This window comes from Luteimonas sp. A649 (genome assembly GCF_054072735.1).
Map to the genome: position 1 here is coordinate 904414 of NZ_JBSVRQ010000001.1, position 22281 is coordinate 926694.

The window sequence follows — 22281 nt, forward strand, 5'->3', positions numbered from 1 at the left end:
CCAGGATCATCGACCTGCCCGGAGGCCGCAGGCGCCGCTACAATGCGGGGTTTCCCGCCCACCGGTAGCGAGTCCATGGCCCTGAACCCCTACGATCTTTACGACGTCCGCTCCCTGCTCAGCGAAGAGGAGCGCGCGGTCCAGGACACGGTGGCCCGCTTCACCGACGAACGCGTGCTGCCGATCATCGGCGAGTGCTTCGACGAAGGCCGCTTCCCGAAGGAGCTGATCCCCGAGATCGCAGGCCTTGGCCTGCTCGGCGCGACGCTGCCGGCGGAGTACGGCGGGTCCGAACTCAACTACGTCAGCTACGGCCTGATCTGCCAGGAGCTGGAGCGCGGCGACAGCGGCATCCGCAGCTTCGCGAGCGTGCAGTCGTCGCTGTGCATGCATCCGATCTTCGCCTACGGCACCGAAGAGCAGAAAATGCGCTGGCTGCCCGACATGGCCGCCGGCAAGGTCATCGGCTGCTTCGGCCTGACCGAAGCGCACGGCGGCTCCGACCCCGCCAACATGAAGACCCACGCCAAGCGCGACGGCGACGACTGGATCCTCAACGGCTCCAAGATGTGGATCACCAACGGCAACCTGGCCGACATCGCCATCGTCTGGGCGCAGACCGAGGACGGGATCCAGGGCTTCGTCGTGGAGAAGGATTTCGCCGGCTTCAAGGCCCAGGAGGTCAAGCACAAGATGAGCCTGCGCGCTTCGGTGACCAGCGCGCTGTTCTTCGACGGCGTCCGCGTGCCCGAGGCCAACCGGCTGCCGAACGTGAAGGGGCTGAAGGGTCCGCTGGGCTGCCTGACGCAGGCGCGCTACGGCATCACTTGGGGCCCGATCGGCGCCGCCATCGCCTGCCTTGACGAGGCGCTGGAATATTCCAAGGAACGCATCCTGTTCGGCCGCCCGGTGGCCGCCACGCAGAGCGCGCAGATCAAGATGGCCGACTGGGCGCGCCGCATCACCAGCGCGCAGCTGCTGTCGCTGCAGCTGGGGCGCCTGAAGGACGCCGACAAGATGCAGCCGACCCAGGTGTCGCTGGCGAAGTGGAACAACTGCCGCATGGCCATCGACATCGCCCGCGAAGCGCGTGACCTGCTCGGCGGCGCGGGCATCACCACCGAGCACTGCCCGATCCGCCACGCGCTGAACCTGGAATCGGTGATCACCTATGAGGGCACCGAGACCGTCCACCAGCTGGTGGTGGGCCGCGAGCTGACGGGCATCAACGCCTTCGGCGGCTGACAACACGCGGGGCCGCGCTCGCGGCCCGCGTTCCACGAGATCGAGGTGCGTCCCGATGTCCCTGGCCGGCCCCCGCATTGAAACGAAACGCCTGCTCCTGCGCCTGCCGGAGATCGGCGATTTCGAACGCTTTGCCGAGCTGCTGGGTGACGAAGAGGCGGCGCGCCACATCGGCGGCCAGCAGCCCCGCGCCGCGGCGTGGCGCAAGTTCCTGCAGCAGCCCGGCGCTTGGGCACTGCAGGGCTTCGGCATGTTTTCGATCATCGAAAAGGACAGTGGTCGCTGGCTTGGCCAGGCGGGCCCTTGGAAGCCCGACGGGTGGCCGGGCAACGAGATCGGCTATTCGCTGCATCCCGATGCCTGGCACAAGGGCTATGTGAGCGAGGCCGTGCCGGCGACCATCGACTGGGCGCTGGCCAACTTGGGCTGGGACGACTTCATCCATTGCATCGCGCCGACGAATCTCGCATCGCAACAGGTGGCGAAGCGCCTGGGTTCGACCCTGCGGGGGGCCGGGAAGATCCCGCCGCCCTACGAGGACGCGGCCGTCGACATCTGGGGGCAGACGCGTGGGCAATGGCTGGCCCGGCGTTCGGGAGCCGGCGCGTGATCGCGGTCCACGGCTTCTCGCCGTCGGGCAACTGCCACAAGGTGAAGCTGCTGCTCGAGCAGCTGGGCCGTCCTTACCGCTGGATCGAAACCGACAGCAGCCGCGGCGAGACGCGCACGCCGGCGTTCCTGGCGCTCAATCCCAACGGCCGGGTGCCGCTGATCGAGCTCGAGGACGGGCGCCGCATGGCCGAGTCCAACGCCATCCTGTGCTGGCTGGCGGAGGGTACGCCGTACTTCGCCGGTGATGCGTGGCAGCGGGCCCAAGCCTTGTCGTGGATGTTCTTCGAGCAGTACAGCCACGAACCGTATGTGGCCGTGGCCCGCTTCATCCGCGGCTGGACGCCTGCAGATTCGCCGCGACGGGCCGCCGAGCTTGCGCGCTGCCTCGAGCGCGGCCACCAGGCGCTGGCGGTGATGGAGCAGCACCTGGCCGCGCATGACTGGTTCAGCGGCGAGGGCTACGGCATCGCCGACATCGCATTGTTCGCCTACACCGACGTCGCCGGCGATGGCGGCTTCGATCTCACTTCCTATCCGGCGCTCGGCCGTTGGCTCGCGCGCGTACGCCAGACGCCGGGCTTCGTGTCGCTCCCGCCTCCCACGCCCGACGTCGCCGCGCTGCTGGCGATGCCCTGACCACGGAAACCGAAACACCATGCCGCAGGTAGTTCCCCAGCCCATTCCCGCGCGCATGCGCGGCCTCAACCGCGCCGAGATCTGCGACGTCAATTTCAGCGAGTTCATTCGCGGCTGGAATGGCCACGCGGGCATGCGTCCCGCGGTCGATGACGCCATCCTGCCGGGCAGCGCGCTCGACGCCCGCGGCTTCCGCGAGCTGTTCGAGTCGCAGCTGATCAGCCGCCACCTCGATCTGATGGCGCGCGTGCTGCGTGTGCAGAACAAGGTCTTCTACACCATCGGTTCCAGCGGCCACGAGGGCAATGCGATGGTCGCGCGGCTCACGCGCCATACCGATCCCGCCTTCCTGCACTACCGCTCGGGCGGTTTCATGGCCGAGCGCTTCCGCAAGCTGCCGGGCATGGACCCGGTGATGGATTCGGCGCTCTCGTTCGCGGCCAGCAAGGATGATCCGGCCTCCGGCGGCCGCCACAAGGTCTGGGGCAGCAAGCCGCTGTGGGTGCTGCCGCAAACGTCCACCATCGCCTCGCACCTGCCCAAGGCTTTCGGTACGGCGGTCGCGATCGAGCAGGCGCGTCGCATCGGCCATGCGTTGCCGATCCCCGCCGACAGCATCGCCATCTGTTCCTTCGGCGATGCGTCGAGCAACCACGCCACCGCGCAGACCGCGTTCAACGTCGCCGGCTGGACGGCCTACCAGAAGCTGCCAGCGCCGGTGCTGTTCGTCTGCGAGGACAACGGCATCGGCATCTCGGTGAAGACGCCGGATGGCTGGATCGCGCGCAACTTCGCGCAGCGCCCGGACCTCGACTACTTCGCTGCCGACGGGCTAGACCTCGCCACCGGCTATGGCGACGTGCAGCGCGCGGTCGAACACTGCCGCCGCACCCGTCGCCCGACCTTCCTGCACCTGCGCACCACCCGGATCATGGGCCACGCCGGCACCGACTTCGAGATCGAATGGCGTTCGCTGGAAGAGCTTTGCGCGGTCGAGGCCACCGACCCGCTGCTGCGCTCGGCGGCGATCGCGCTGGAATCGGGACTGATGTCGAAGGACGACGTCCTCGACCTGTACGAATCCACCCGCGTCCAGTGCTTCGCCGCGGCGGAAGACGCCGACCGCCGTCCACGCCTGGACAATCTCGAAGACGTGATGGCGCCGCTGGCGCCGTACACGCCCGACGCGGTGCAGGCCGAAGCCGCGCGCGCCGACTACGCCGAGCGCCGCCTCGAGGTGTTCGGCGGCGAGGCCAAGCTGCCCGAGAACCAGCCGCCAAAGCATCTCGCGGTCCAGATCAACCAGGCCCTGCACGACCTGTTCGCGAAATACCCCGAAGCGCTGCTGTTCGGCGAGGACGTGGCCCAGAAGGGCGGTGTCTACACCGTCACCAAGGGCCTGCAGAAGGCCTTCGGCGCGCGGCGCGTGTTCAACACGCTGCTCGACGAGACCGTGATCCTTGGCCTGGCGCAGGGCTACGCCAACATGGGCCTGCTGCCAATGCCGGAGATCCAGTACCTGGCCTATTTCCACAACGCCTGCGACCAGATCCGCGGCGAGGCGGCCAGCCTGCAGTTCTTCTCCAACGGGCAGTACCGCAACCCGATGGTGATGCGCGTCGCGTCGCTGGGCTACCAGCGCGGCTTCGGCGGGCATTTCCACAACGACAACTCGATCACCGCGCTGCGCGACATCCCGGGTCTGGTGGTCGGTTGTCCCAGCCGAGGCGACGACGCGGTCACCATGCTGCGCACGCTGATGGCGCTGGCGAAGGTCGATGGTCGCGTCTGCGCCTTCCTCGAGCCGATCGCGCTGTACATGGCCAAGGACCTGTACGAAGCCGGTGACGGCGGCTGGCAGACCACCTTCCCGGCGCCGGGCGAGGCGATGCCGCTCGGCGAAGGCCGGGTCTATGGCGAGGGCAGTGACGACTTGGTGGTGTACAGCTACGGCAACGGCGTGCCGATGAGCCTGCGCGCGGCGCGGGCCATCGAGGCCGCACACGGCTGGAAGGTGCGCGTGGTCGACCTGCGCTGGCTGGTGCCGCTCAACGACGATTTCATCCGCGCCCAGGCCGCAGGCGCCAAGCGCATCCTGGTCGTCGACGAGGGCCGCCGCAGCGCGGGCGTAGGCGAGGGCATCATCACGGCGCTGGTGGAAGGCGGCTTCGGCACGACGCCCTTGCTTCGCGTGACGGGCGCGGACACCTTCACCCCGCTGGCGGGTGCCGCCTTCCTGGTGATTCCGTCGGAAGAAGAAATCGTGGCGGCTGCGGGTCGGCTGGCTGCGAATTGAGGTCACAGTAACCGCGGGCGACTGGTGGCCTCCGGGTCGCGGAGTGGCAGGCGGATGGGTACACCTTCGCGGCCGTTGGGAAAAGCGGGGGGCTAGCCGCAGCGGCTCTTGTGGGGGGCCGGCTCTTGTGGGAGCGGCTATAGCCGCGAATGCTTCTTCGGTTAGCGGTTAGCGGTTGAGCGATCGCGGCTATAGCCGCTCCCACAAAAGCTTATGGTCCGGGCGCGGCGCACGGCCGCTGGTGCTGGTGCCTTTGCCTTTGCTTTTAGCCCTCCCCCTCCAGCCCACAGTGCGGATGGCAGCGGAGGGTGTGTGGGTACGCAGCCGGCATAAAGAGCACCACGTGCTCAGCCGGCGGAGTACCCACACACCCTCCGCCCCCACCATCACGCCCTCAAAGCGCCATCACCCTCACTTCAACCCGCCGATTCGGCGCCAGGCAATCGATCAGCGCCTGGCTGCGTTCGCCGTCGCAGCTCGTGATCGGCTCGACGCTGCCCCGGCCCACTGCGGTGACCTTCTCTGCCGGAACCCCGGCGGCAACCAGATGGTCGCGCACGGCCGCCGCGCGCTTGCGCGAGAGTTCGACGTTGGCCGCGTCCTTGCCGATGCGGTCGCTGTGGCCGATCACCCGCACCGCCTCGATGTCCGGCGTGGCGAGCACGCGTGCGGCGAGCGCATCGAGTTCGGCGCGGCCCGCATCGCTCAGGTTCTCGACGCTGGCCTTGCCGAAAGCGAACAGCGCGTCACCCGACAGCGTGTGGTTGAACGAGGCCGGTGGCGGCGGTGCCGGCTCGGGCGCGGGTTCGGGTGCAGGTGCAGTGGCACAGGCCGCAACCAGGCAGGCGGCCGCGAACGCGGCCAGGATCGGCTTCGACTGGCGATACATTGATTTCCCCTTGCGTTGCAGCGGCGCCTGGCCCGATGCCTGGCATCCCCTCCGGATCCCCGCACCGAGCATAGCCAAGGATTGTGTCCGTGCTGCAACCGCGGTCGCGTTTCGGGGCTTCCGCCGGGGACTCAGCGGGCCAAGCCGTCAAGCAGGGGCAGGGGGGTGAGGACTGTCCCGTCGATCCGCAGGTCCGGGGCGTCGTCGGCCCGCTCCAAGGGCAGCACCGCCAGCGCCAGGGCAGGGTGGGTCGCGGACTCGCCCGCCGAGGTGGCTGCGGCCACCACTGTGCCGATGGCGCGGTCCGCTTCCATGACCTGTGCGCCCGGCGCGGGGGCGTCGCTGCAGCCGAACAGCGCCAGGCCGCGCTTGGCCTGGCCGAGGAAGTGGGTGCGGGCCACGATCTCCTGGCCCGGGTAGCAGCCCTTGCGCACGCTGTAGGCGCGCAGGCGATCAAGCGACAGCTGCTGCGGGGTGAAGGCGTCGAGCGTCGCGGTTCCAGGACGGGGCAGCCCGTGGGCGATGTCGTATGCACGCCAGCGGGCGAGGGCATCGGCATCGGTCGGGGCGGTGCAGCCGTGGCACACGCGCAGCGTGCGCGGCTGCGCGCCGTCGCCGAAGTCGAACTCGACCCGGCCCTTCGCGTCAGTGGATGTGGTCGCGTCGGAGGCCTCGGCCGGCGCCGTGAAGGATCCGCATACCGACGCCTCTTCAGGCACCCGAAGCTTGACCTTGCTGCGGAACACGAAGCGTTCCATGGCCGCCTTCAGCGCTTCGGCGTCACCATCGGGCAGCAGCAGCCAGATCGTTTCCGGGCCAACGCGCAGCAGCGCGAACAGCGCCTGCACGCGCCCTTTCGGCGACAGCCAGCCGCTCCACTGCCACTGGCCGTCGGCGAGCGTGGCGATGTCGCTCATGCATTGCGCCTGCGCGAAAGCGATCGCATCGCGCCCTTCAAGCGCAAGCAGGGCATGGTCGGAAAGGGCGAAAAACGGGGCCTTGGGGGCCGTTGGCTTGTCCAAACAGTGCTCCGGGACGTAAACTTCGGCTCGTGCCAGATCCCGCAATCATAGGCGAAACGCCGCCCGACACGGCCCCGGAGACATCCCCGGCCACGCCGGTGGTGCCACCGCCAGCGCCCGAATACGGTGGGCGCGACGGCCCGGATCCCACCCGCTACGGAGACTGGGAGAAGAACGGACGCTGCATCGATTTTTGATGCGCCCGGCTGCAGCTCGCAGCCACCACCTGTCAATGAAGCCAACGCGGCCACACGGCCGCCCAGCGAGAGATGCCCGCCGCGATGACCCACCCCAACCGTCCCCTGTCGCCACACCTCCAGGTGTACCGCTGGCAGATCACCATGCTCACGTCCATCCTGCACCGCGCCACGGGCATCGCCCTGGTCGTGGGCGCGTTCGGACTTGCGTGGTGGCTGCTCGCCGTCGCCGCCGGTGGTGAGGCCTATGCCTCCGCCGCCGCCTGCCTGGCTTCGCCGTTCGGACGGATCGCGCTCTTCGGCTTTTCGCTGGCGCTGGTCTACCACCTGCTCAACGGCATCCGCCACCTGTTGTGGGACATCGGCTGGGGCTTCGAGATCCCGGAGCTCTACCGTTCCGGCTATGCCGTGTTCGTGCTCACCGTGGTGTTCACCGCGCTGATCTGGTTCGTGGCACTGGGAGGTGCGGCATGAGCGAGGCCAAGGCACGTCCTGATTACCGCACGCCGCTGTCGCGCGCGCGCCGCCTGGGTTCGGCCAAGTCCGGCACCGGCCACTTCTGGTGGCAGCGCGTCACCGCCGTGGTGCTGGGGCTGCTGGTGCCGTGGCTGGTGGGCACGCTGGTGTCGCTGGTCGGCGCCGACCTCGGCCGCGTCTACGAGGTCTTTTCCCGTCCGTACAACGCCATCCTGATGGCCCTGTTCGTGATCGCCCTGTTCTGGCACGCCAAGCTCGGCGTCCAGGTGGTGATCGAGGACTACGTCCACAACCGCGCGGTCGAGCTCACCCTGCTGGTGCTCAACCTCCTCCTTTGCGTCCTCGGCGCGCTGGCGTCGCTGTATGCGATCGCCCGCATTGCGCTGCTGGCCTGACGAAGACGCCTGAAATGACCAACGCCTACAAGATCACCGAACACAAATACGACATGATCGTGGTGGGAGCCGGCGGCGCCGGCCTCCGCGCGACCTTCGGCCTCGCCCACAAGGGCCTGCGCACCGCCTGCATCACCAAGGTCTTCCCGACCCGCTCGCACACGGTCGCGGCGCAGGGCGGTATCTCGGCCGCGCTGGGCAACATGGGCGAGGACGACTGGCGCTTCCATTACTACGACACCATCAAGGGTTCCGACTGGCTCGGCGACCAGGACGCCATCCAGTACATGTGCCGCGAGGCCATCCCGGCGGTGATCGAGCTCGAGCACCAGGGCGTGCCCTTCTCGCGCACCGAGGACGGCAAGATCTACCAGCGTCCCTTCGGCGGCATGACCACGCATTACGGCAAGGGCACCGCGCAGCGCACCTGCGCCGCCGCCGACCGCACCGGCCACGCGATGCTGCACACGCTGTACCAGCAGTCGCTCGCGCACCAGGCCGAGTTCTTCATCGAGTACTTCGCGCTCGACCTGATCATGGACGATGAGGGCGTCTGCCGCGGCGTGCTCGCCATCGACATGGCCGAGGGCACCCTGCACCTCTTTCGCGCGCAGGGCACGGTGCTGGCGACGGGCGGCTACGGCCGCGCCTATTTCTCCGCGACCTCCGCCCATACCTGCACCGGCGACGGCGGCGGCATGGCGCTGCGCGCGGGGCTGGGCCTGCAGGACATGGAGTTCGTGCAGTTCCACCCGACCGGCATCTATGGCGCTGGCTGCCTGATCACCGAGGGCGTGCGCGGCGAAGGCGGCATCCTGCGCAATTCGCAGGGCGAGCGCTTCATGGAGCGTTATGCGCCCAACGCCAAGGACCTCGCATCGCGCGACGTCGTCAGCCGCTCGATGACCATCGAGATCCGCGAAGGCCGCGGCGTTGGCGAGCACAAGGACCACATCCACCTCGACCTGACCCATCTCGATCCGGCCGACATCCACGAGAAGCTGCCCGGCATTGCCGAGAGCGCGCGGATCTTCGCCGGCGTCGACGTCGAGAAGCAGCCGATCCCGGTCATTCCCACCGTCCACTACAACATGGGCGGCGTGCCCACCAACTACCACGGCGAAGTGGTGCAGCTGAAGGACGGCAACCCGGACCACGTGATCCCGGGCCTGTACGCCATCGGCGAAGCGGCCTGCGTGTCGGTGCACGGCGCCAACCGCCTGGGCTCGAACTCGCTGCTGGATCTGGTCGTGTTCGGGCGCGCGGTCGCCAACCGCTGTGCCGACACCATCAAGCCCGGCATGCCGCACAAGCAGCTCGCCGGCGACGCCTGCGACGCCTCGCTGTCCAACCTCGACAGGCTGCGCCATGCCAACGGCAGCACGCCGACGGCGGTGATCCGCGACAACATGCAGCGCACCATGCAGGCCGATGCCGCGGTGTTCCGCACCGGCAGCACCCTGGCCGAGGGCGTGGCGAAGATCCGCGAGATCAACGCCTCGTTCGCCGACGTCAAGGTCAGCGACCGTTCGCTGATCTGGAACTCGGACCTGATCGAGACCTTCGAGCTGCAGAACCTGCTGGGCCTGTCGCTGGCCACGATCGTGGCCGCCGAGAACCGCAAGGAATCGCGCGGCGCCCACGCCCGCGAGGACTTCCCCGACCGCAACGACGCCGAGTGGCAGAAGCACTCGCTGACCTGGGTGGACGATGCCGGCAACACCCGCATCGACTACCGCCCGGTGCACATGTACACGCTCGACGACGAGGTCGAAGTCGTCCCGCCCGTTGCGCGCGTCTACTAGGATCGAAGACAGATGGCCGAATTCTCACTTCCCCGGAACTCCAAGGTCCACAAGGGCAAGCACTTCGCCGCGCCGGCGGGGTCCACCCGCGTGCGCGAGTTCAAGGTCTACCGCTGGAGCCCGGACGACAACGAGAACCCGCGCACCGACACCTACGAGGTCGACCTCGACAAGTGCGGCCCGATGGTTCTCGACGCGCTGATCAAGATCAAGAACGAGATCGACCCCACGCTGACCTTCCGCCGGTCGTGCCGCGAAGGCATCTGCGGGTCCTGCGCGATGAACATCGACGGCACCAACACGCTGGCCTGCACCAAGGCCATCGATGACTGCGGCAAGGGCGAGGTGCCGATCTACCCGCTGCCGCACATGGAGGTGGTCAAGGACCTGGTCCCGGACCTGACCCACTTCTATGCGCAGTACGCCTCGATCCAGCCCTGGATCCGCACCCAGAGCGCGCCGCCGCCGGACCGCGAGCGCCTGCAGTCGAAGGAAGACCGCGCCAAGCTCGACGGCCTGTACGAGTGCATCCTGTGCGCCTGCTGCAGCACCGCGTGCCCCAGCTACTGGTGGAACGGCGACCGTTACCTTGGTCCGGCGATCCTGCTCCAGGCCTACCGCTGGATCGTCGACTCGCGCGACGAAGACACCGGCGCGCGCCTGGACGACCTCGAGGATCCGTTCAAGCTCTACCGCTGCCACACCATCATGAACTGCACGCGGACCTGCCCGAAGGGGCTGAATCCCGCGAAGGCGATCGGCGAGATCAAGCAGTTGATGCTGGCGCGCCAGGTCTGATCCACACCGCGCCGGCAGTTGCCGGCGCGATCGTTTCCGGGGATACGTGATGTCAAGCAACCTGATCCTGTGGCCGGGCGTGGCGATGGTCGTCCTGACCTGCCTGGTGGCGGTGGTGATGTACCGCCGGCGCGTGGCCACGATGAAGCGTGAGCGCATCCACCCGCAGTCGGTGGCGCTGTCGGCGCAGATCGCGCAGCGGCTCACCGATACCCGCGCCTCCGACAACTACCGCAACCTGTTCGAACTGCCGGTGCTGTTCTATTTCGCCATCGCGCTCGCGGTGGCGGCCCGCGTGCAGGATCCCTGGGTGCTCGCCCTGGCCTGGGGCTTCGTGGCCCTGCGGATCGCCCACAGCGCCATCCAGTGCAGCTACAACAAGGTCATGCACCGTTTCCAGGTGTTCATCGCGGGCTTCCTGGTGCTGGCGCTGCTCTGGATCCGCCTGGCCTGGTACCTCTTCATCGCATGAGCGCGCACGACGCCGACGAGGCCGAGTTCCGCCGCCTGCGCTGGCGCTGCCGGCGCGGCATGCGCGAACTCGACCAGCTGCTCGAGCGCTGGCTGGAGCGCGAATGGCGGAGTTCCCCGACGGCCGAGCGCGAAGCGTTCCTGCGGCTGCTCGACAGCGAGGACGATAGGCTGTGGAAATGGTTCCTCGGCCACGAAGCTTCCGATGACGCCGGGCTCCAAGCCCTGGTCGAACGCATCCGCGCCCTGCCGCATTGAGTGGCGGCCCTCGCGCTGCCTGACGGCGGCGCTGCTGTTGCTGGCGCTGCTGACCCCCGTTGCGGTGTTGGCGAGCGAGCTGCCGCGCGCCGTGGCCTGGCCGCTGGCGGCGGCCGCGCTGCTGCACGGCCTGTACCTGGCGCGGCGTGAAGGGCGTCGCGCGCGGCGGAGCCTGCTGTTCACCGCCGATGGCCGCCTGCTGGTCGACGATGTCGAGGCGTCCGGCGTGCAGTTGGGGTGGCGCGGACCGCTGGCCTTCCTCACCTGGCACGATCCCGACGGCCGCCGTCACCGGCTCGCGTGGTGGCCCGACACCCTGCCGTCGCGCTGGCGGCGTGAACTCAGGCTGGCCGTCGACAGGCTGCCCGCTGCGCTCGCGGGGCCATCGGTGGCACCATAGCGGCCTTCGAGCCGGCGAGACCCGATGTTCAAACCCCTCCCAGTCGCCATCGGCCTGCGCTACCTGCGCGCCAAGCGCCGCAACGGCTTCATCTCCTTCATCTCGCTGGCCTCGATCCTGGGCATCGCCATCGGCGTGACCGCGCTGATCACCACGCTCGCGGTGATGAGCGGCTTCCAGCGCGAGATCCGCGACCGCATGCTGCAGATGACCCAGCACGCCACGGTCAGCGCCCACGGCGAGCCGATGCAGAACTGGCAGCAGGCGATCGAGGTCGCGAACCGTGATCCGCGCGTGGCCGGCGCCGCGGCCTACATCTCCACCGAGGCGCTGCTGTCGGGCAAGCGCCGCGAACCGGCGATGGTCCGCGGCATCGTGCCCGCCGACGAGGCCAAGGTGTCGATCCTGGGCGAGCGCATGGTCGAGGGCAGCCTCGATACGCTCGCGCCGCGCAGCTACAACATCGTGCTCGGCCGTGAACTGGCGCTGTGGCTGGGCGTGGGCGTAGGTGACAGCGTCGTCGCCACCACCGATTTCCAGGCAACGCCCATGGGCGCGGTGCCGCAGCTCAAGCGCTTCACCGTCAGCGGCATCTTCGAGGCCGGCTACCAGGAGTTCGACAAGGGCCTGGCCGTCGTCAACATCCAGGACCTGCAACGCCTGCTGCGCATGGGCGAGGGCGTCACCGGCGTGCGCCTGCAGATGCACGACATGGACCAGGCCTTCATGGTCGCGCGCGACCTCGCGCTGGCGCTGGAAGGGCCGTACATGGTCAGCGACTGGACCAGCGAGAACGCGCACCTGTTCCGCGCGCTGAAGCTCGAAAAGACCATGATCGCGATCCTGCTGTCGCTGATCATCGCCATGGGTGCGTTCAACCTGGTGTCCTCGCAGGTGATGCTGGTCACCGACAAGCAATCCGACATCGCCATCCTGCGCACGCTCGGACTCACTCCGCGCGGGGTGATGCAGGTGTTCATGGTGCAGGGCACGCTGATCGGCGTGTTCGGCACCGTGCTGGGCGTGATCGGCGGCCTCGTGCTGACGCTGAACCTCGAACGCATCCTGCGCGTGATCGAAGCGGTCACCGGCGCCGAGCTGATGCCGGCCGACGTCTACTACATCACCGGGCTGCCGACCGAGCTCAGCGGCCAGGACATCGCCATCGTGGCCGCGGTCGCGCTGGTGATGGCCTTCCTGGCCACCATCTACCCGGCGCGCCGCGCGGCGCGGACGGCTCCGGCGGAGGCGCTGCGCTATGAGTGAGCAGATCGCGAGCCGCGAGGCCGGGCGCGTGGCCGACGAGGTCGTGGGTGCCGACGGCCTGGGCAAGACCTATGCCGAGGGCGGGATGCGCACGCCGGTGTTCGACGGCCTGGACCTGAGCGTGCTCGCCGGCGAGACGGTGGCCATCCTTGGCGCCTCCGGGGCGGGCAAGAGCACCCTGCTGCACCTGCTGGGCGGTCTCGACACGCCCACCGCGGGCGAAGTGTTCGTCGCCGGCCAGCGCATGGGCTCGCTGTCGGATGCCGAGCGCGGTCGGCTGCGCAACCGCGCGCTGGGGTTCGTCTACCAGTTCCATCATCTGTTGCCCGAGTTCACCGCGCTTGAAAACGTGATGCTGCCGGTGCTGCTGTCGGGCGCGGGCGTACCGGATGCCGCGCAGCGCGCGCGCAGCCTGCTGGAGAACGTGGGCCTCGGCCACCGCCTCGAGCACAAGCCGGGTGAACTCTCCGGCGGCGAGCGCCAGCGCGCGGCGGTCGCGCGGGCCCTCGTCAACCGGCCCGCCTGCGTGCTGGGCGATGAGCCCACCGGCAACCTTGACGAGAAGACGGCCGCCACCGTGTTCGAACTGATGCTCGAGCTCAACCGCGCCGAGCGCACCAGTCTGGTGCTGGTGACGCATGACCGGAGCCTGGCCCGCCGCCTGGACCGCGTCCTCGAACTCCACGAAGGCAAGCTGCGCGAGATCCCCCCCGCGACCGCCTGACCGCCTTTTTTGCGGGAGCGGTGATGCTTTTGTGGGAGCGGCTATAGCCGCGATTCCGGGACATCAATCGCGGCTATAGCCGCTCCCACAATAGAAAGGGTCGCTCCCTAAGCAGGCTGCTGCGTTCTTTTGCGCACAACCCCGACACGGAATCAGGAGCGGGCGCAACTGCCGCCGCGGCCTTGCCCCGTCAGCCTAGTCGCATGCCCAGGCCACGCTCCCGAACCCTTCGCACCGGACGCTGGTCCGAGGCCGGAAACATTTACCTCCTGACCCTCGTCACAGACCGCCGTCGTCCGTGGTTCAACGCCTGGGATCCCGCGTCCCGCGTATCCCGCGCCCTGGCGGATCCTGCCGTCTGGCACGGCTCCAGCCTCCTGTGCTGGGTGTTGATGCCCGATCACTGGCACGGCGTGGTCCAGCTTGGCGGGAATCCGCCCCTATCCCGCAGCGTCGGTCGTGCGAAGGCCCATGCAACGCGGACCTGGAAGCCCGACGATGGCAGCCGGTTGTGGCAGCCCGGCTTCCATGACCGGGCACTGCGAGCCGAGGACGACCTGCTGGCCGTCGCACGTTACATCGTCGCCAATCCCATCCGCGCCGGTCTCTCGCGCAGCTTCGGCGGCTATCCGTTCCGGGATGCCATATGGATCGACGCTGACGCTGGCCGTGCATCGTGAATCGCGACGACGAGCAGGCTTCAATCCTTGTGGGATCGGCGGCACCCGCGGGGCCAGCAGCGCCTGTGGGAGCGGCTATAGCCGCTCCCACAGAAGGGTCTGGGGCTGGAGCTGGAGCTGGGGCTGGAGCTGGAGCTGGGGCTGGAAGTGGGGCTGGGAGTGGGGTTGGGAGTGGGGTTGGGATTAGGGTTGGGATCGGGGCTTCACCGCTGGGGGTCGGGGCGGCGGCTGCGCTTGTAGTCGGGGCTTGGGGCTGCCTGCGGCTGCCGGCACTGCCGTCGATAGCGCTGTTCGCAGTGGTCCTGGTCATCGGACTTGCGGCGTGGTGGCGCATCCGTGGTCGGTGGCGATGGGCGGGGGCGATGCTGGCGGGCTTCGCGCTGTGCGGTCTGCACGCGGCGGCGTCGCTGGGCGCGCAGTTGCCCGCGGAGCACGAACGCGGCGATTTCACCGTGACCGGCCACGTCATCGGTCTGCCGGAGGACGAACCGCGGCGCACGCGCTTCCAGCTCCGCGTCGACGACGATCCGGCGCTGCCTGCATTCCTGCGCGGGAAAAAGCTGCGCCTGTCCTGGTACGAGAACGAGTGGTCGGACGAACCCACGCGGCGCCACGAACTCAAGCCCGGGGCGGCGTGGCGCATGCAGTTGCGGCTGCGCGCGCCACGCGGACTGCGCAACCCCGGCGGCTTCGACAGCGAGCGCAACGCGATGGCCGCGCGCATTGCCGCGACCGGCTACGTGCGTGAGCAGGCCACGGCGGAGCAGCTGCGGCCGGCACGCGGCATCGATGCCTGGCGCGACCGCATCGCCACGCGCATCGCCGCGGCCGTGCCGGGTGCGTCATCGCGCTACGTGCGTGCGCTTGCGCTTGGCGACACCCGCGCGCTGGCCGATGCCGACTGGGAGCTCTTGCGTGCCACCGGCCTCACCCACCTGATCGCGATCTCCGGATTCCATGTCGGCCTGGTGGCCGGCTTCTTCGCGCTGCTGGGTGCGGCCTTGTGGCGGCTGTTCCCGGGGCTGTGCACGGTCGTCCCGCGACCGCAGGCCGCCGCCGCCGCGGCCTTCCTTGGTGCGCTGGGCTATGCCGCGGTCGCAGGCTTCGCGCTGCCCACCGTGCGTACCGTGCTGATGATCGCCGTGGTCGTCGCCGCGCGGCTGTGGCGGCGCCCGCTGCGGATCCCTGAATCGCTGGCGCTGGCGGCGATCGCGATCGTGCTGGTCGACCCATTGGCGCTGCTGTCCGCAGGCTTCTGGCTCAGCTTCGGCGGCGTGGCCTGGCTGCTGTGGTGCCTTCCGCAGGCCGGCGGGCGCCCGCTGCGCGACTTCCTGTCGGCGCAGTGGGTGGCCACCCTCGGACTGTTGCCACTGACCGCCATCCTCTTCGGCCAGGCGTCGCTGGCCGGTCCGTTGGCCAATCTGGTGGCGATCCCCTGGTGGAGTCTGGTCGTGGTGCCGCTGTCGCTGCTCGGCACGGCGCTCGAGGGCCTGCACGCGGGCTGGGGTGGCGGCGCCTGGCGTCTGGCGGCCGCCGCGTTCGACTTGTCCTGGCCGCTCTTTGATCGCCTGGGCGGCAGTCCGCTGTCTCTCGTGTGGCTGCCCCAAGCGGCCGGGTTTGCCTTGCCGATGGCGTTGCTCGCCGCCTTCTGGCTCTTGCTGCCACGTGGAGTGCCGGGCAAGTCGCTGGCGCTGCTGCTGTGGCTGCCGCTGCTGTGGCCCGACCGCCAGCTGCCAGGGCACGGTGAGGTCGAGCTGGTGGTGCTGGACGTGGGGCAGGGCAGCTCGGTGCTGGTCCGGACGGCGAGCCACGCCATGCTCTACGACATGGGGCCGGCGGTCCGCGATGGCTACGACGCCGGCGAGCGCGCCGTGGTCCCGGCGCTGCACGCGCTTGGCGTGCGCCGCGTCGATGCCCTGGTGGTCAGTCACGATGATGCCGATCACGCTGGAGGCCTCGACGCGGTGCGCCGGCGCTTCCCCGGAAAACGCCTGCTGGCGCCGGATGGCGCGGACATCGACGACGCTGCGGACTGCCTGGCGGGCAGCGGCTGGCAGCGCGACGGCGTCACCTTCCGTTTCCTGCATCCGCCGCTGCACTTTCCCTACCTGCGCAACGAATCCAGCTGCGTGCTGCGCATCGAGACCGCGCACGGCGCGATCCTCCTGCCGGGCGATATCGGCGAGGCCATCGAGCAGCGCCTGGTCGGCCGCGTACCCGAAGACCTGCCGGCACACGTGGTGCTGGTGCCGCACCATGGCTCACGGCATTCATCGACAGGCGAATTCGTGGCCGCCACCTCGCCGCGGCTGGCGCTGGTGTCGGCGGGCCACGGCAACCGCTTCGGCCATCCCGATGCCGGCGCGGTCGCGCGCTGGGAGCGATCCGGGGCCGCGGTCGTGGCCACGCCCGAGGACGGCGCGGTGCGGGTGCGACTGACCGGGGAAGGGCTGCGGCACCAGACCGAGCGCCAGCGCCGGCCGCGATTCTGGGACGCTGGTCGCATCAGGTAGCCGCCCTTTTGCTTTTGTTTTTGTGGGAGCGGCTATAGCCGCTCCCACAGAGGCCATGGTGCGGCTCTAGCCGCTCCCACAAATCGCCGCTCCCACAAATAGCGACTCCCACAGACCACGGGCCGCTCCCACAGTATCCTAGGGGTCCTGTTTTCCCGGCGGGCCCCACGGCCCCAGGAGTCGATACGTGCTGGAACTGGTCAAGGCGGGCGGCTGGCCGATGCTGCCGCTGCTGCTGCTGTCGGCGGTGGCGCTGGCAATCATCGTCGAGCGGTTCTGGACGCTGCGCCGCAGCCAGGTGCTGCCTCCGGACCTGGGCCGCGAGGTGCGCGACTGGGTTGGTCGCGGCGGGCAGCTCGATCCTTCCCATGTCGAATCCCTGCGCGGCAACTCGCCGCTGGGCGCGCTGCTGGCCAGCGTGCTCGACATGCGCAACCACCCGCGCGAGGAAATGCGCGAGCGCGTCGAAGACGTCGGACGCCACCTCGCGCATCGCATGGAGCGCCATCTCAACGCGCTCGGCACCATCGCCGGCGTCGGCCCGCTGCTGGGCTTGTTCGGCACGGTGGTCGGCATGATCCAGATGTTCCTGGGCATCATGGACGTCGGCATGGGCGAAATGAACGAGCTTGCCGGCGGCATCGGCAAGGCCCTGGTCTGCGCCGCCGCGGGCATGGTGGTGGCGGTGCCGGCGCTGATGTTCCACCGCTACTTCCGCGGCCGCATCGACGGCTACATCGTGCAGATGGAGCACGAGGCGATCGCGCTGATGGACGCGCTCGATCCGCGCAACCGCCGCGCCGCCGCGCCCGTGCACGGCGGACAGGCCAGCCACGCCCCCGCCACCATCCCCGCCGAGGCCTGAGCCCCGCATGCGCATCCGCGACCGCCGCGCCGAGGACATCCCCGAGATCAACCTCGTGCCGCTGATCGACGTGATCCTGGTGCTGATCATCTTCTTCGTGGTCACCACCACCTTCGACACGCGATCGATGCTCAAGCTCGAGCTGCCGCGTGCCGATGCACGCGCGGCTGACAGCGAAGAGCCCGCGCTGACCGTGCTGGTCAACGCCGAGGGCCGCTATTTCATCGACGACCGCGAGGCCCTGCGCACCGACGTCGAAGCGATCAAGTCCACGATCCTCGAAGTGGCGGGTGAGGATCGCGAGCGCCCCGTGCTGCTGCGCGCCGATGCCCGCACCCCGCATCAGGCCGTGGTCACCGCGATGGACGCGCTCGGCCAGCTCGGCTTCCGCCGCATCTCGATCGCGACCGCGCCCGAAGCCAGCGCGCCGGTCGTGCAGGATCCGGCGCGATGAGTTCCAGCGTCGCGGAACAGCCGCCGCCCAGCCCCTGGCAGACCTACCGCCGCCTGCTCGGCCATGCCGGCCGCTACTGGCCGCTGCTGACCATCGCCATGGTCGGCATGGTGATCGAGGCCGCCGCCGGCGCCGGATTCGTGTGGCTGATGGAGCCGCTGACCAACGACGGCTTCGTCGATCCCAAGCCGGAGATGGCGGTGATCCTGCCGCTGGCGATCATCGGCCTGTTCCTGCTGCGCGGCGCCGCCACCTTCTGCACCGACTACGGCATCGCCCGCGCCGGCCGCAGCGTGGTGCGCGACCTGCGCGAACTGGTGCTCGGCAAGTACCTGCGCCTGCCCAGCAGCCGCTTCGATACCGAAGCCGTGCCGCAGATGGTCAGCCGCCTGAACTTCGACACCGAGCAGGTCACCCAGGCCAGCGCCGACGCGCTGAAGATGATCATCTCCGACGGCCTGACCATCGCCTTCCTGCTCGGCATGATGCTGTACACCAGCGTCAAGGTGACGATGGCGATGATCCTGATCGCGCCGCTGATCGGCGTCCTGGTCTGGTACGTGGGCGGCCGCTATCGGCGCATCAGCCGCGGCATCCAGAGCGGCATGGGCGATCTTGCACACAGCGCCGAGCAGTCGCTGGTCGCGCAGCAGGACGTCAAGGTGCACGGCGCGCAGGGCTTCGAGCAGACGCGCTACTCCGCGCTGGCCAACCGCGTGCTGCGCCTGAACATGAAGGTCGAGGCCACGCGCGCGATGTCCTCGGCGCTGGTGCAGGTGCTCGCGGCGCTGGCGCTGGCGGCGATCGTTTGGGTCGCCATCCACGAAGCGCTCGACGGCCGCCTGGATCCCGGCGAGTTCATGAAGTTGATGACCGCGATGATGGGCATCATCCCGTCGTTGCGCCGCATCACCAACGTGCAGAGCGTGATCGGCCGCGGCGTGGCCGCCGCCGAGCGCCTGTTCTCCATCCTCGACGATGTCGAGGAAGACGATCGCGGCCGCCACGCCGTCGAGCGCGTGCGCGGCGAACTCGTGTTCGACAACGTTGGCCTGCGCTACCAGCGCGGCGACGGCAGCGCGCTGGAGCAGGTCAGCTTCCGCGCCGCGCCCGGCACCGTCACCGCCATCGTCGGCCGCTCGGGCAGCGGCAAGACCAGCCTGGTGCGCCTGGTGCCGCGCTTCTACGAGCCCAGCTCCGGCAGCATCACCCTCGATGGCGTGCCGCTGGGCGACTACCCGCTGGCCGACCTGCGCCGGCAGATCGCACTCGTCGGCCAGCGCGTGGCGCTGTTCGACGACACCGTGGCCGCCAACATCGCCTACGGCGTCGACGCCCCGCGCGAATCCATCCGCGCCGCGGCGGAAGCGGCCAACGCCTGGGAGTTCATTGAACGCCTGCCGCAGGGCCTGGACACGCCGATCGGCGAGAACGGCTCGCTGCTCTCCGGAGGACAGCGCCAGCGCCTGGCGATCGCCCGCGCGATCCTGCGCGACGCGCCGATCCTGATCCTCGACGAAGCCACCGCCGCGCTCGACACCGAGTCCGAGCGCCTGGTGCAGGACGCGCTGCAGCGGCTGATGCCCGACCGCACCACGCTGGTGGTTGCGCACCGCCTGTCGACCATCGAACACGCCGACCAGGTGCTGGTGTTCGACCGCGGCCGGATGGTGGAGCAGGGCACCCACGCCGAGCTGCTGGCGCAGGGTGGCCTGTACGCACACCTGCACGCGATGCAGTTCCGCGAAGGCGGCGCGGCATGAGCCGGCGCCAGGCACCGCGCTGGTGGTACGAGCCCGGGGCGCGCGTGCCGCTGTGGGCGCGCGGGGTATCGCAGCTGTACGCGGCGCTGGTCGCGCTGCGCGTGCGCCTGTACGGCATCGGCCTGCTGCGCAGGCACAAGGTTGGCGTGCCGGTCGTGGTGGTCGGCAACCTGGTGGCCGGCGGCAGCGGCAAGACGCCGCTGACCATCGCCATCGTCGAGCGCCTGCGCGCCGAAGGCTGGACGCCCGGCGTCGCCAGTCGCGGCTATGGCCGCGCCGACGAATCCAGGGCGCTATGGGTCGAATCGACCACGCCCGCGAGCCAGGGCGGCGACGAACCCGTACTGATCGCGCGCCAGGCCGAAGCCCGGGTGCGCGTCGACCGCAACCGCGCCGCCGCCGCCCGCGCCTTGGCCGCCGCCGGCTGCGACATCGTGGTCTGCGACGACGGCCTGCAGCACTACGCACTGGCACGTGACATCGAGATCGAAGTCATCGACGGCCGCCGCCGCCACGGCAACGGCCTGCCGCAGCCCGCCGGGCCGATGCGCGAACCCGCCGAGCGCGGCGCGGGCTGCGATTTCCGCGTGCTCAACGCCGGCAGCGATCCGGACATCGCCGCGGGCTTCGGCGAATGGCCGATGTGGCTCGCGCCCGGCGACGCGGTGCCGCTGCTTGGCGGCCGCAATCGTCCGCTGTCCGCCTTCGCCGGCCAGCGCGTGCACGCGGTCGCGGGCATCGGCGATCCGGAACGTTTCTTCAGCATGCTGCGCGCGCTCGATATCGCGGTGGTGCCGCATGCCTTCGCCGACCACCACGCCTATGTCGCCGACGACCTGCGCTTCGGCAGCGACCTGCCGGTGCTGATGACCGCCAAGGACGCAGTGAAGTGCGCCGCGTTCGTGACCGAGCGGCATTACGCCGTGCCGGTGCGCGCGGAGCTGCCGGAGGCGTTCTGGGTAGCGTTCCTGGCGAAGCTGCCCCAGAAGCAGCTGTTGTAGGAGCAGCTATAGCTGCGATCGCAATCCCTGAGCGGAGCGATGGCTGGCGAGGTCTCAGCGGACCCGGATCGCAGCTATAGCTGCTCCCACAAAGGCTATGGCTGCTCCCACAAAAACAGGGGGATGGCACAATCCGGCGATGACCGCCCCCTTCGTCGTCGCCATCCCCGCCCGCTATGCCGCTTCGCGCCTGCCGGGCAAACCGCTGCGCCTCCTCGCCGGTGAACCGCTCGTGCTCCACGTCGCCCGCCGCGCGCTGGCCGCCGGCGCCGAGGCGGTCTGGGTGGCCGCCGATGATCCGCGCATCGCCGAGGCCCTGGCCGGCAGTGGTGTGCGCATCGCCATGACCTCGCCCGACCATGCATCGGGCAGTGACCGCCTGGCGGAATGCGCATCGATCGCCGGCTGGTCCGACGACACCGTGGTCGTGAACCTGCAGGGGGACGAACCCTTCGCCCCGGCGGCCGGCATCCGCGCCGTTGCCACCGCCCTGGTCGACTCCGGTGCCGACATGGCCACCCTCGCCACGCCGGTGGAGGACGCCGCCACCCTGGCCGATCCCAACGCCGTGAAGCTGGTCCGCGCCGCCAGCGGCGACGCCCTGTATTTCAGCCGCGCCCCGATTCCGTGGCCGCGCGATGCGTGGGTCACGCCGGCCGGCCGCGACGGACTGCCATCGGGCCAGCACTGGCTGCGCCACATCGGCATCTACGCCTACCGCGCCGGTTTCCTGAAGCGCTTCGCCGCGCTCCCGCCGACGCCGCTGGAGCGGACCGAATCGCTGGAGCAGCTGCGGGCGCTGGAACATGGGCACCGGATCGCGGTGGCCCTGTCACCGGAGCCGTTCCCGCCGGGCGTCGACACACTCGGAGACCTTGCCCGTGCCGAGCGCCGGCTGACCGACCAGCGCGGCGAATCCCCTATTCATTGAACGCGCCGGAGCCGGCGTCCGCGTCGACGCACGGCGCGGCCTGTCCGCGCGGCTGCCGGTTTCGCGGAGGTGCAGTAAGATCGCCGCTCATCACCAAACAATGCAGGGGAAGGGAATGGGGAAGGGACTGATTCTGTTGGCGGCATTGCTTTTCGCCGGCCCGGCCTTGGCCAGCAAGGGTGCGTCGATCGACATTGCCGGCAAGGCCAGCTTCGCCGAACAGCGTGAACAGGTGATGGCCGATCTCGCCGATGGTGAGACCTACGCCGAACTCGCGCCGGAGGACCGCGAGAAAGTCGTCGCCGGCCTGGGCCGCATGCAGAGGCTGCTGGGTACGCATGCCTCGGCGAGCGAGCTGCACCCCAACGACCGCGCCACGCTGATGAACGAGCAGGAGCAGGTGAACAACATCCTCACCCAGGCCAGCAAGGACAGTCGCCTGGTCTGCAACCGCGAGACGCCGGTCGGCACCCGCATGCCCACCACGGTGTGCCGCACGGTCGCCGAACGCCGCCGCCTGCAGGACGACTCGCGCCGCAACCTGGAAGCTGCGGGCCGTTCCAGGGCCAAGCTCGGCTTCTGA

At 69.5% G+C, this 22281-nt stretch carries 24 protein-coding genes; 22 read left to right on the plus strand and 2 right to left on the minus strand.

What is annotated here, in order from left to right; all coding sequences use genetic code 11:
- Window positions 1-75: 75 nt before the first annotated feature.
- From ACW5E8_RS04275 to ACW5E8_RS04290, 4 genes are read left to right on the plus strand one after another with little or no spacing between them, the layout of a single operon-like run.
- Window positions 76-1245: an acyl-CoA dehydrogenase family protein gene (locus ACW5E8_RS04275; protein ID WP_456964239.1), complete on the plus strand. Its 1170-nt coding sequence runs from the start codon at window positions 76-78 to the stop codon at window positions 1243-1245.
- 55 nt (window positions 1246-1300) lie between these two features.
- Window positions 1301-1855, plus strand: coding sequence for a GNAT family N-acetyltransferase (locus ACW5E8_RS04280; RefSeq protein WP_456964240.1), 555 nt, complete (start codon window positions 1301-1303; stop codon window positions 1853-1855).
- Window positions 1822-2493, plus strand: a complete 672-nt coding sequence (locus tag ACW5E8_RS04285; protein WP_456964241.1) for a glutathione S-transferase family protein — start codon at window positions 1822-1824, stop codon at window positions 2491-2493. Before ACW5E8_RS04280 ends, ACW5E8_RS04285 begins: the two co-directional genes overlap by 34 nt.
- Window positions 2494-2512: 19 nt before the next feature.
- Window positions 2513-4789: a thiamine pyrophosphate-dependent enzyme gene (locus ACW5E8_RS04290; RefSeq protein WP_456964242.1), complete on the plus strand. Its 2277-nt coding sequence runs from the start codon at window positions 2513-2515 to the stop codon at window positions 4787-4789.
- Between the two features lie 394 nt (window positions 4790-5183).
- Here the strand turns inward: ACW5E8_RS04290 and ACW5E8_RS04295 are convergent, their stop codons facing one another.
- Together ACW5E8_RS04295 and ygfZ are read right to left on the minus strand one after the other, a co-directional pair.
- Complete coding sequence (locus tag ACW5E8_RS04295) at window positions 5184-5678, minus strand: OmpA family protein (protein ID WP_456964243.1); 495 nt, start codon at window positions 5676-5678, stop codon at window positions 5184-5186.
- A gap of 131 nt (window positions 5679-5809) precedes the next feature.
- Window positions 5810-6595, minus strand: coding sequence for a CAF17-like 4Fe-4S cluster assembly/insertion protein YgfZ (gene ygfZ, locus ACW5E8_RS04300; RefSeq protein WP_456964244.1), 786 nt, complete (start codon window positions 6593-6595; stop codon window positions 5810-5812).
- Window positions 6596-6729: 134 nt separating this feature from the next.
- Between ygfZ and ACW5E8_RS04305 the strand changes: the two genes are divergently transcribed.
- From ACW5E8_RS04305 to ACW5E8_RS04390, 18 genes are all read left to right on the plus strand, one after another.
- On the plus strand, window positions 6730-6897 hold the full coding sequence (locus ACW5E8_RS04305; RefSeq protein WP_456964245.1) for a DUF1674 domain-containing protein: 168 nt from the start codon (window positions 6730-6732) through the stop codon (window positions 6895-6897).
- An 84-nt stretch (window positions 6898-6981) separates the two neighbouring features.
- Window positions 6982-7371: a succinate dehydrogenase, cytochrome b556 subunit gene (sdhC, locus tag ACW5E8_RS04310; RefSeq protein ID WP_456964246.1), complete on the plus strand. Its 390-nt coding sequence runs from the start codon at window positions 6982-6984 to the stop codon at window positions 7369-7371.
- The gene (gene sdhD, locus ACW5E8_RS04315; protein WP_456964247.1) at window positions 7368-7769 is read left to right on the plus strand and encodes a succinate dehydrogenase, hydrophobic membrane anchor protein; all 402 of its coding nucleotides are present in this window, start codon (window positions 7368-7370) and stop codon (window positions 7767-7769) included. The genes sdhC and sdhD overlap by 4 nt, the downstream gene beginning before the upstream one ends.
- Window positions 7770-7783: 14 nt before the next feature.
- A complete protein-coding gene (sdhA, locus tag ACW5E8_RS04320; protein WP_456964248.1) occupies window positions 7784-9574 on the plus strand; it encodes a succinate dehydrogenase flavoprotein subunit in 1791 nt (596 codons plus the stop codon).
- 12 nt (window positions 9575-9586) lie between these two features.
- Complete coding sequence (locus ACW5E8_RS04325; RefSeq protein WP_456964249.1) at window positions 9587-10372, plus strand: succinate dehydrogenase iron-sulfur subunit; 786 nt, start codon at window positions 9587-9589, stop codon at window positions 10370-10372.
- A gap of 49 nt (window positions 10373-10421) precedes the next feature.
- Window positions 10422-10844 carry an MAPEG family protein gene (locus ACW5E8_RS04330; RefSeq protein ID WP_456964250.1) on the plus strand — a complete coding sequence of 141 codons (423 nt, stop codon included), beginning with the start codon at window positions 10422-10424 and terminating at the stop codon, window positions 10842-10844.
- Window positions 10841-11101: an FAD assembly factor SdhE gene (locus tag ACW5E8_RS04335; RefSeq protein WP_456964251.1), complete on the plus strand. Its 261-nt coding sequence runs from the start codon at window positions 10841-10843 to the stop codon at window positions 11099-11101. Before ACW5E8_RS04330 ends, ACW5E8_RS04335 begins: the two co-directional genes overlap by 4 nt.
- Window positions 11049-11501 carry a hypothetical protein gene (locus ACW5E8_RS04340; protein ID WP_456964252.1) on the plus strand — a complete coding sequence of 151 codons (453 nt, stop codon included), beginning with the start codon at window positions 11049-11051 and terminating at the stop codon, window positions 11499-11501. Before ACW5E8_RS04335 ends, ACW5E8_RS04340 begins: the two co-directional genes overlap by 53 nt.
- Window positions 11502-11525: 24 nt before the next feature.
- Window positions 11526-12767: a lipoprotein-releasing ABC transporter permease subunit gene (locus ACW5E8_RS04345; RefSeq protein WP_456964253.1), complete on the plus strand. Its 1242-nt coding sequence runs from the start codon at window positions 11526-11528 to the stop codon at window positions 12765-12767.
- Entirely contained in the window at window positions 12760-13491 is a 732-nt protein-coding gene (gene lolD, locus ACW5E8_RS04350) for a lipoprotein-releasing ABC transporter ATP-binding protein LolD (RefSeq protein WP_456964254.1), read from the plus strand. Before ACW5E8_RS04345 ends, lolD begins: the two co-directional genes overlap by 8 nt.
- A 203-nt stretch (window positions 13492-13694) precedes the next feature.
- On the plus strand, window positions 13695-14171 hold the full coding sequence (locus ACW5E8_RS04355) for an REP-associated tyrosine transposase (protein WP_456964255.1): 477 nt from the start codon (window positions 13695-13697) through the stop codon (window positions 14169-14171).
- Window positions 14172-14443: 272 nt separating this feature from the next.
- Window positions 14444-16684, plus strand: coding sequence for a DNA internalization-related competence protein ComEC/Rec2 (locus ACW5E8_RS04360; protein ID WP_456965242.1), 2241 nt, complete (start codon window positions 14444-14446; stop codon window positions 16682-16684).
- Between the two features lie 187 nt (window positions 16685-16871).
- Window positions 16872-17549: a MotA/TolQ/ExbB proton channel family protein gene (locus tag ACW5E8_RS04365; protein WP_456964256.1), complete on the plus strand. Its 678-nt coding sequence runs from the start codon at window positions 16872-16874 to the stop codon at window positions 17547-17549.
- A gap of 7 nt (window positions 17550-17556) precedes the next feature.
- Entirely contained in the window at window positions 17557-18003 is a 447-nt protein-coding gene (locus ACW5E8_RS04370) for an ExbD/TolR family protein (RefSeq protein ID WP_456964257.1), read from the plus strand.
- Window positions 18000-19766 carry a lipid A export permease/ATP-binding protein MsbA gene (msbA, locus tag ACW5E8_RS04375; protein ID WP_456964258.1) on the plus strand — a complete coding sequence of 589 codons (1767 nt, stop codon included), beginning with the start codon at window positions 18000-18002 and terminating at the stop codon, window positions 19764-19766. Before ACW5E8_RS04370 ends, msbA begins: the two co-directional genes overlap by 4 nt.
- Entirely contained in the window at window positions 19763-20767 is a 1005-nt protein-coding gene (gene lpxK, locus ACW5E8_RS04380) for a tetraacyldisaccharide 4'-kinase (protein WP_456964259.1), read from the plus strand. The genes msbA and lpxK overlap by 4 nt, the downstream gene beginning before the upstream one ends.
- 139 nt (window positions 20768-20906) lie before the next feature.
- Entirely contained in the window at window positions 20907-21698 is a 792-nt protein-coding gene (kdsB, locus tag ACW5E8_RS04385; RefSeq protein ID WP_456964260.1) for a 3-deoxy-manno-octulosonate cytidylyltransferase, read from the plus strand.
- 136 nt (window positions 21699-21834) lie between these two features.
- Window positions 21835-22281: a hypothetical protein gene (locus ACW5E8_RS04390; RefSeq protein WP_456964261.1), complete on the plus strand. Its 447-nt coding sequence runs from the start codon at window positions 21835-21837 to the stop codon at window positions 22279-22281.

Excerpts from the sequence above, each read along its gene's own strand:
- ACW5E8_RS04275 (WP_456964239.1), top strand. The coding sequence starts at position 76 with ATGGCCCTGAACCCCTACGATCTTTACGACGTCCGCTCCCTGCTCAGC.
- ACW5E8_RS04280 (WP_456964240.1), top strand. The coding sequence starts at position 1,301 with ATGTCCCTGGCCGGCCCCCGCATTGAAACGAAACGCCTGCTCCTGCGC.
- ACW5E8_RS04285 (WP_456964241.1), top strand. The coding sequence starts at position 1,822 with ATGGCTGGCCCGGCGTTCGGGAGCCGGCGCGTGATCGCGGTCCACGGC.
- ACW5E8_RS04290 (WP_456964242.1), top strand. The coding sequence starts at position 2,513 with ATGCCGCAGGTAGTTCCCCAGCCCATTCCCGCGCGCATGCGCGGCCTC.
- ACW5E8_RS04295 (WP_456964243.1), bottom strand. The coding sequence starts at position 5,678 with ATGTATCGCCAGTCGAAGCCGATCCTGGCCGCGTTCGCGGCCGCCTGC.
- ygfZ (WP_456964244.1), bottom strand. The coding sequence starts at position 6,595 with ATGAGCGACATCGCCACGCTCGCCGACGGCCAGTGGCAGTGGAGCGGC.
- sdhC (WP_456964246.1), top strand. The coding sequence starts at position 6,982 with ATGACCCACCCCAACCGTCCCCTGTCGCCACACCTCCAGGTGTACCGC.
- sdhD (WP_456964247.1), top strand. The coding sequence starts at position 7,368 with ATGAGCGAGGCCAAGGCACGTCCTGATTACCGCACGCCGCTGTCGCGC.
- sdhA (WP_456964248.1), top strand. The coding sequence starts at position 7,784 with ATGACCAACGCCTACAAGATCACCGAACACAAATACGACATGATCGTG.
- ACW5E8_RS04325 (WP_456964249.1), top strand. The coding sequence starts at position 9,587 with ATGGCCGAATTCTCACTTCCCCGGAACTCCAAGGTCCACAAGGGCAAG.
- ACW5E8_RS04330 (WP_456964250.1), top strand. The coding sequence starts at position 10,422 with ATGTCAAGCAACCTGATCCTGTGGCCGGGCGTGGCGATGGTCGTCCTG.
- ACW5E8_RS04335 (WP_456964251.1), top strand. The coding sequence starts at position 10,841 with ATGAGCGCGCACGACGCCGACGAGGCCGAGTTCCGCCGCCTGCGCTGG.
- ACW5E8_RS04340 (WP_456964252.1), top strand. The coding sequence starts at position 11,049 with ATGACGCCGGGCTCCAAGCCCTGGTCGAACGCATCCGCGCCCTGCCGC.
- ACW5E8_RS04345 (WP_456964253.1), top strand. The coding sequence starts at position 11,526 with ATGTTCAAACCCCTCCCAGTCGCCATCGGCCTGCGCTACCTGCGCGCC.
- lolD (WP_456964254.1), top strand. The coding sequence starts at position 12,760 with ATGAGTGAGCAGATCGCGAGCCGCGAGGCCGGGCGCGTGGCCGACGAG.
- ACW5E8_RS04355 (WP_456964255.1), top strand. The coding sequence starts at position 13,695 with ATGCCCAGGCCACGCTCCCGAACCCTTCGCACCGGACGCTGGTCCGAG.
- ACW5E8_RS04370 (WP_456964257.1), top strand. The coding sequence starts at position 17,557 with ATGCGCATCCGCGACCGCCGCGCCGAGGACATCCCCGAGATCAACCTC.
- msbA (WP_456964258.1), top strand. The coding sequence starts at position 18,000 with ATGAGTTCCAGCGTCGCGGAACAGCCGCCGCCCAGCCCCTGGCAGACC.
- lpxK (WP_456964259.1), top strand. The coding sequence starts at position 19,763 with ATGAGCCGGCGCCAGGCACCGCGCTGGTGGTACGAGCCCGGGGCGCGC.
- kdsB (WP_456964260.1), top strand. The coding sequence starts at position 20,907 with ATGACCGCCCCCTTCGTCGTCGCCATCCCCGCCCGCTATGCCGCTTCG.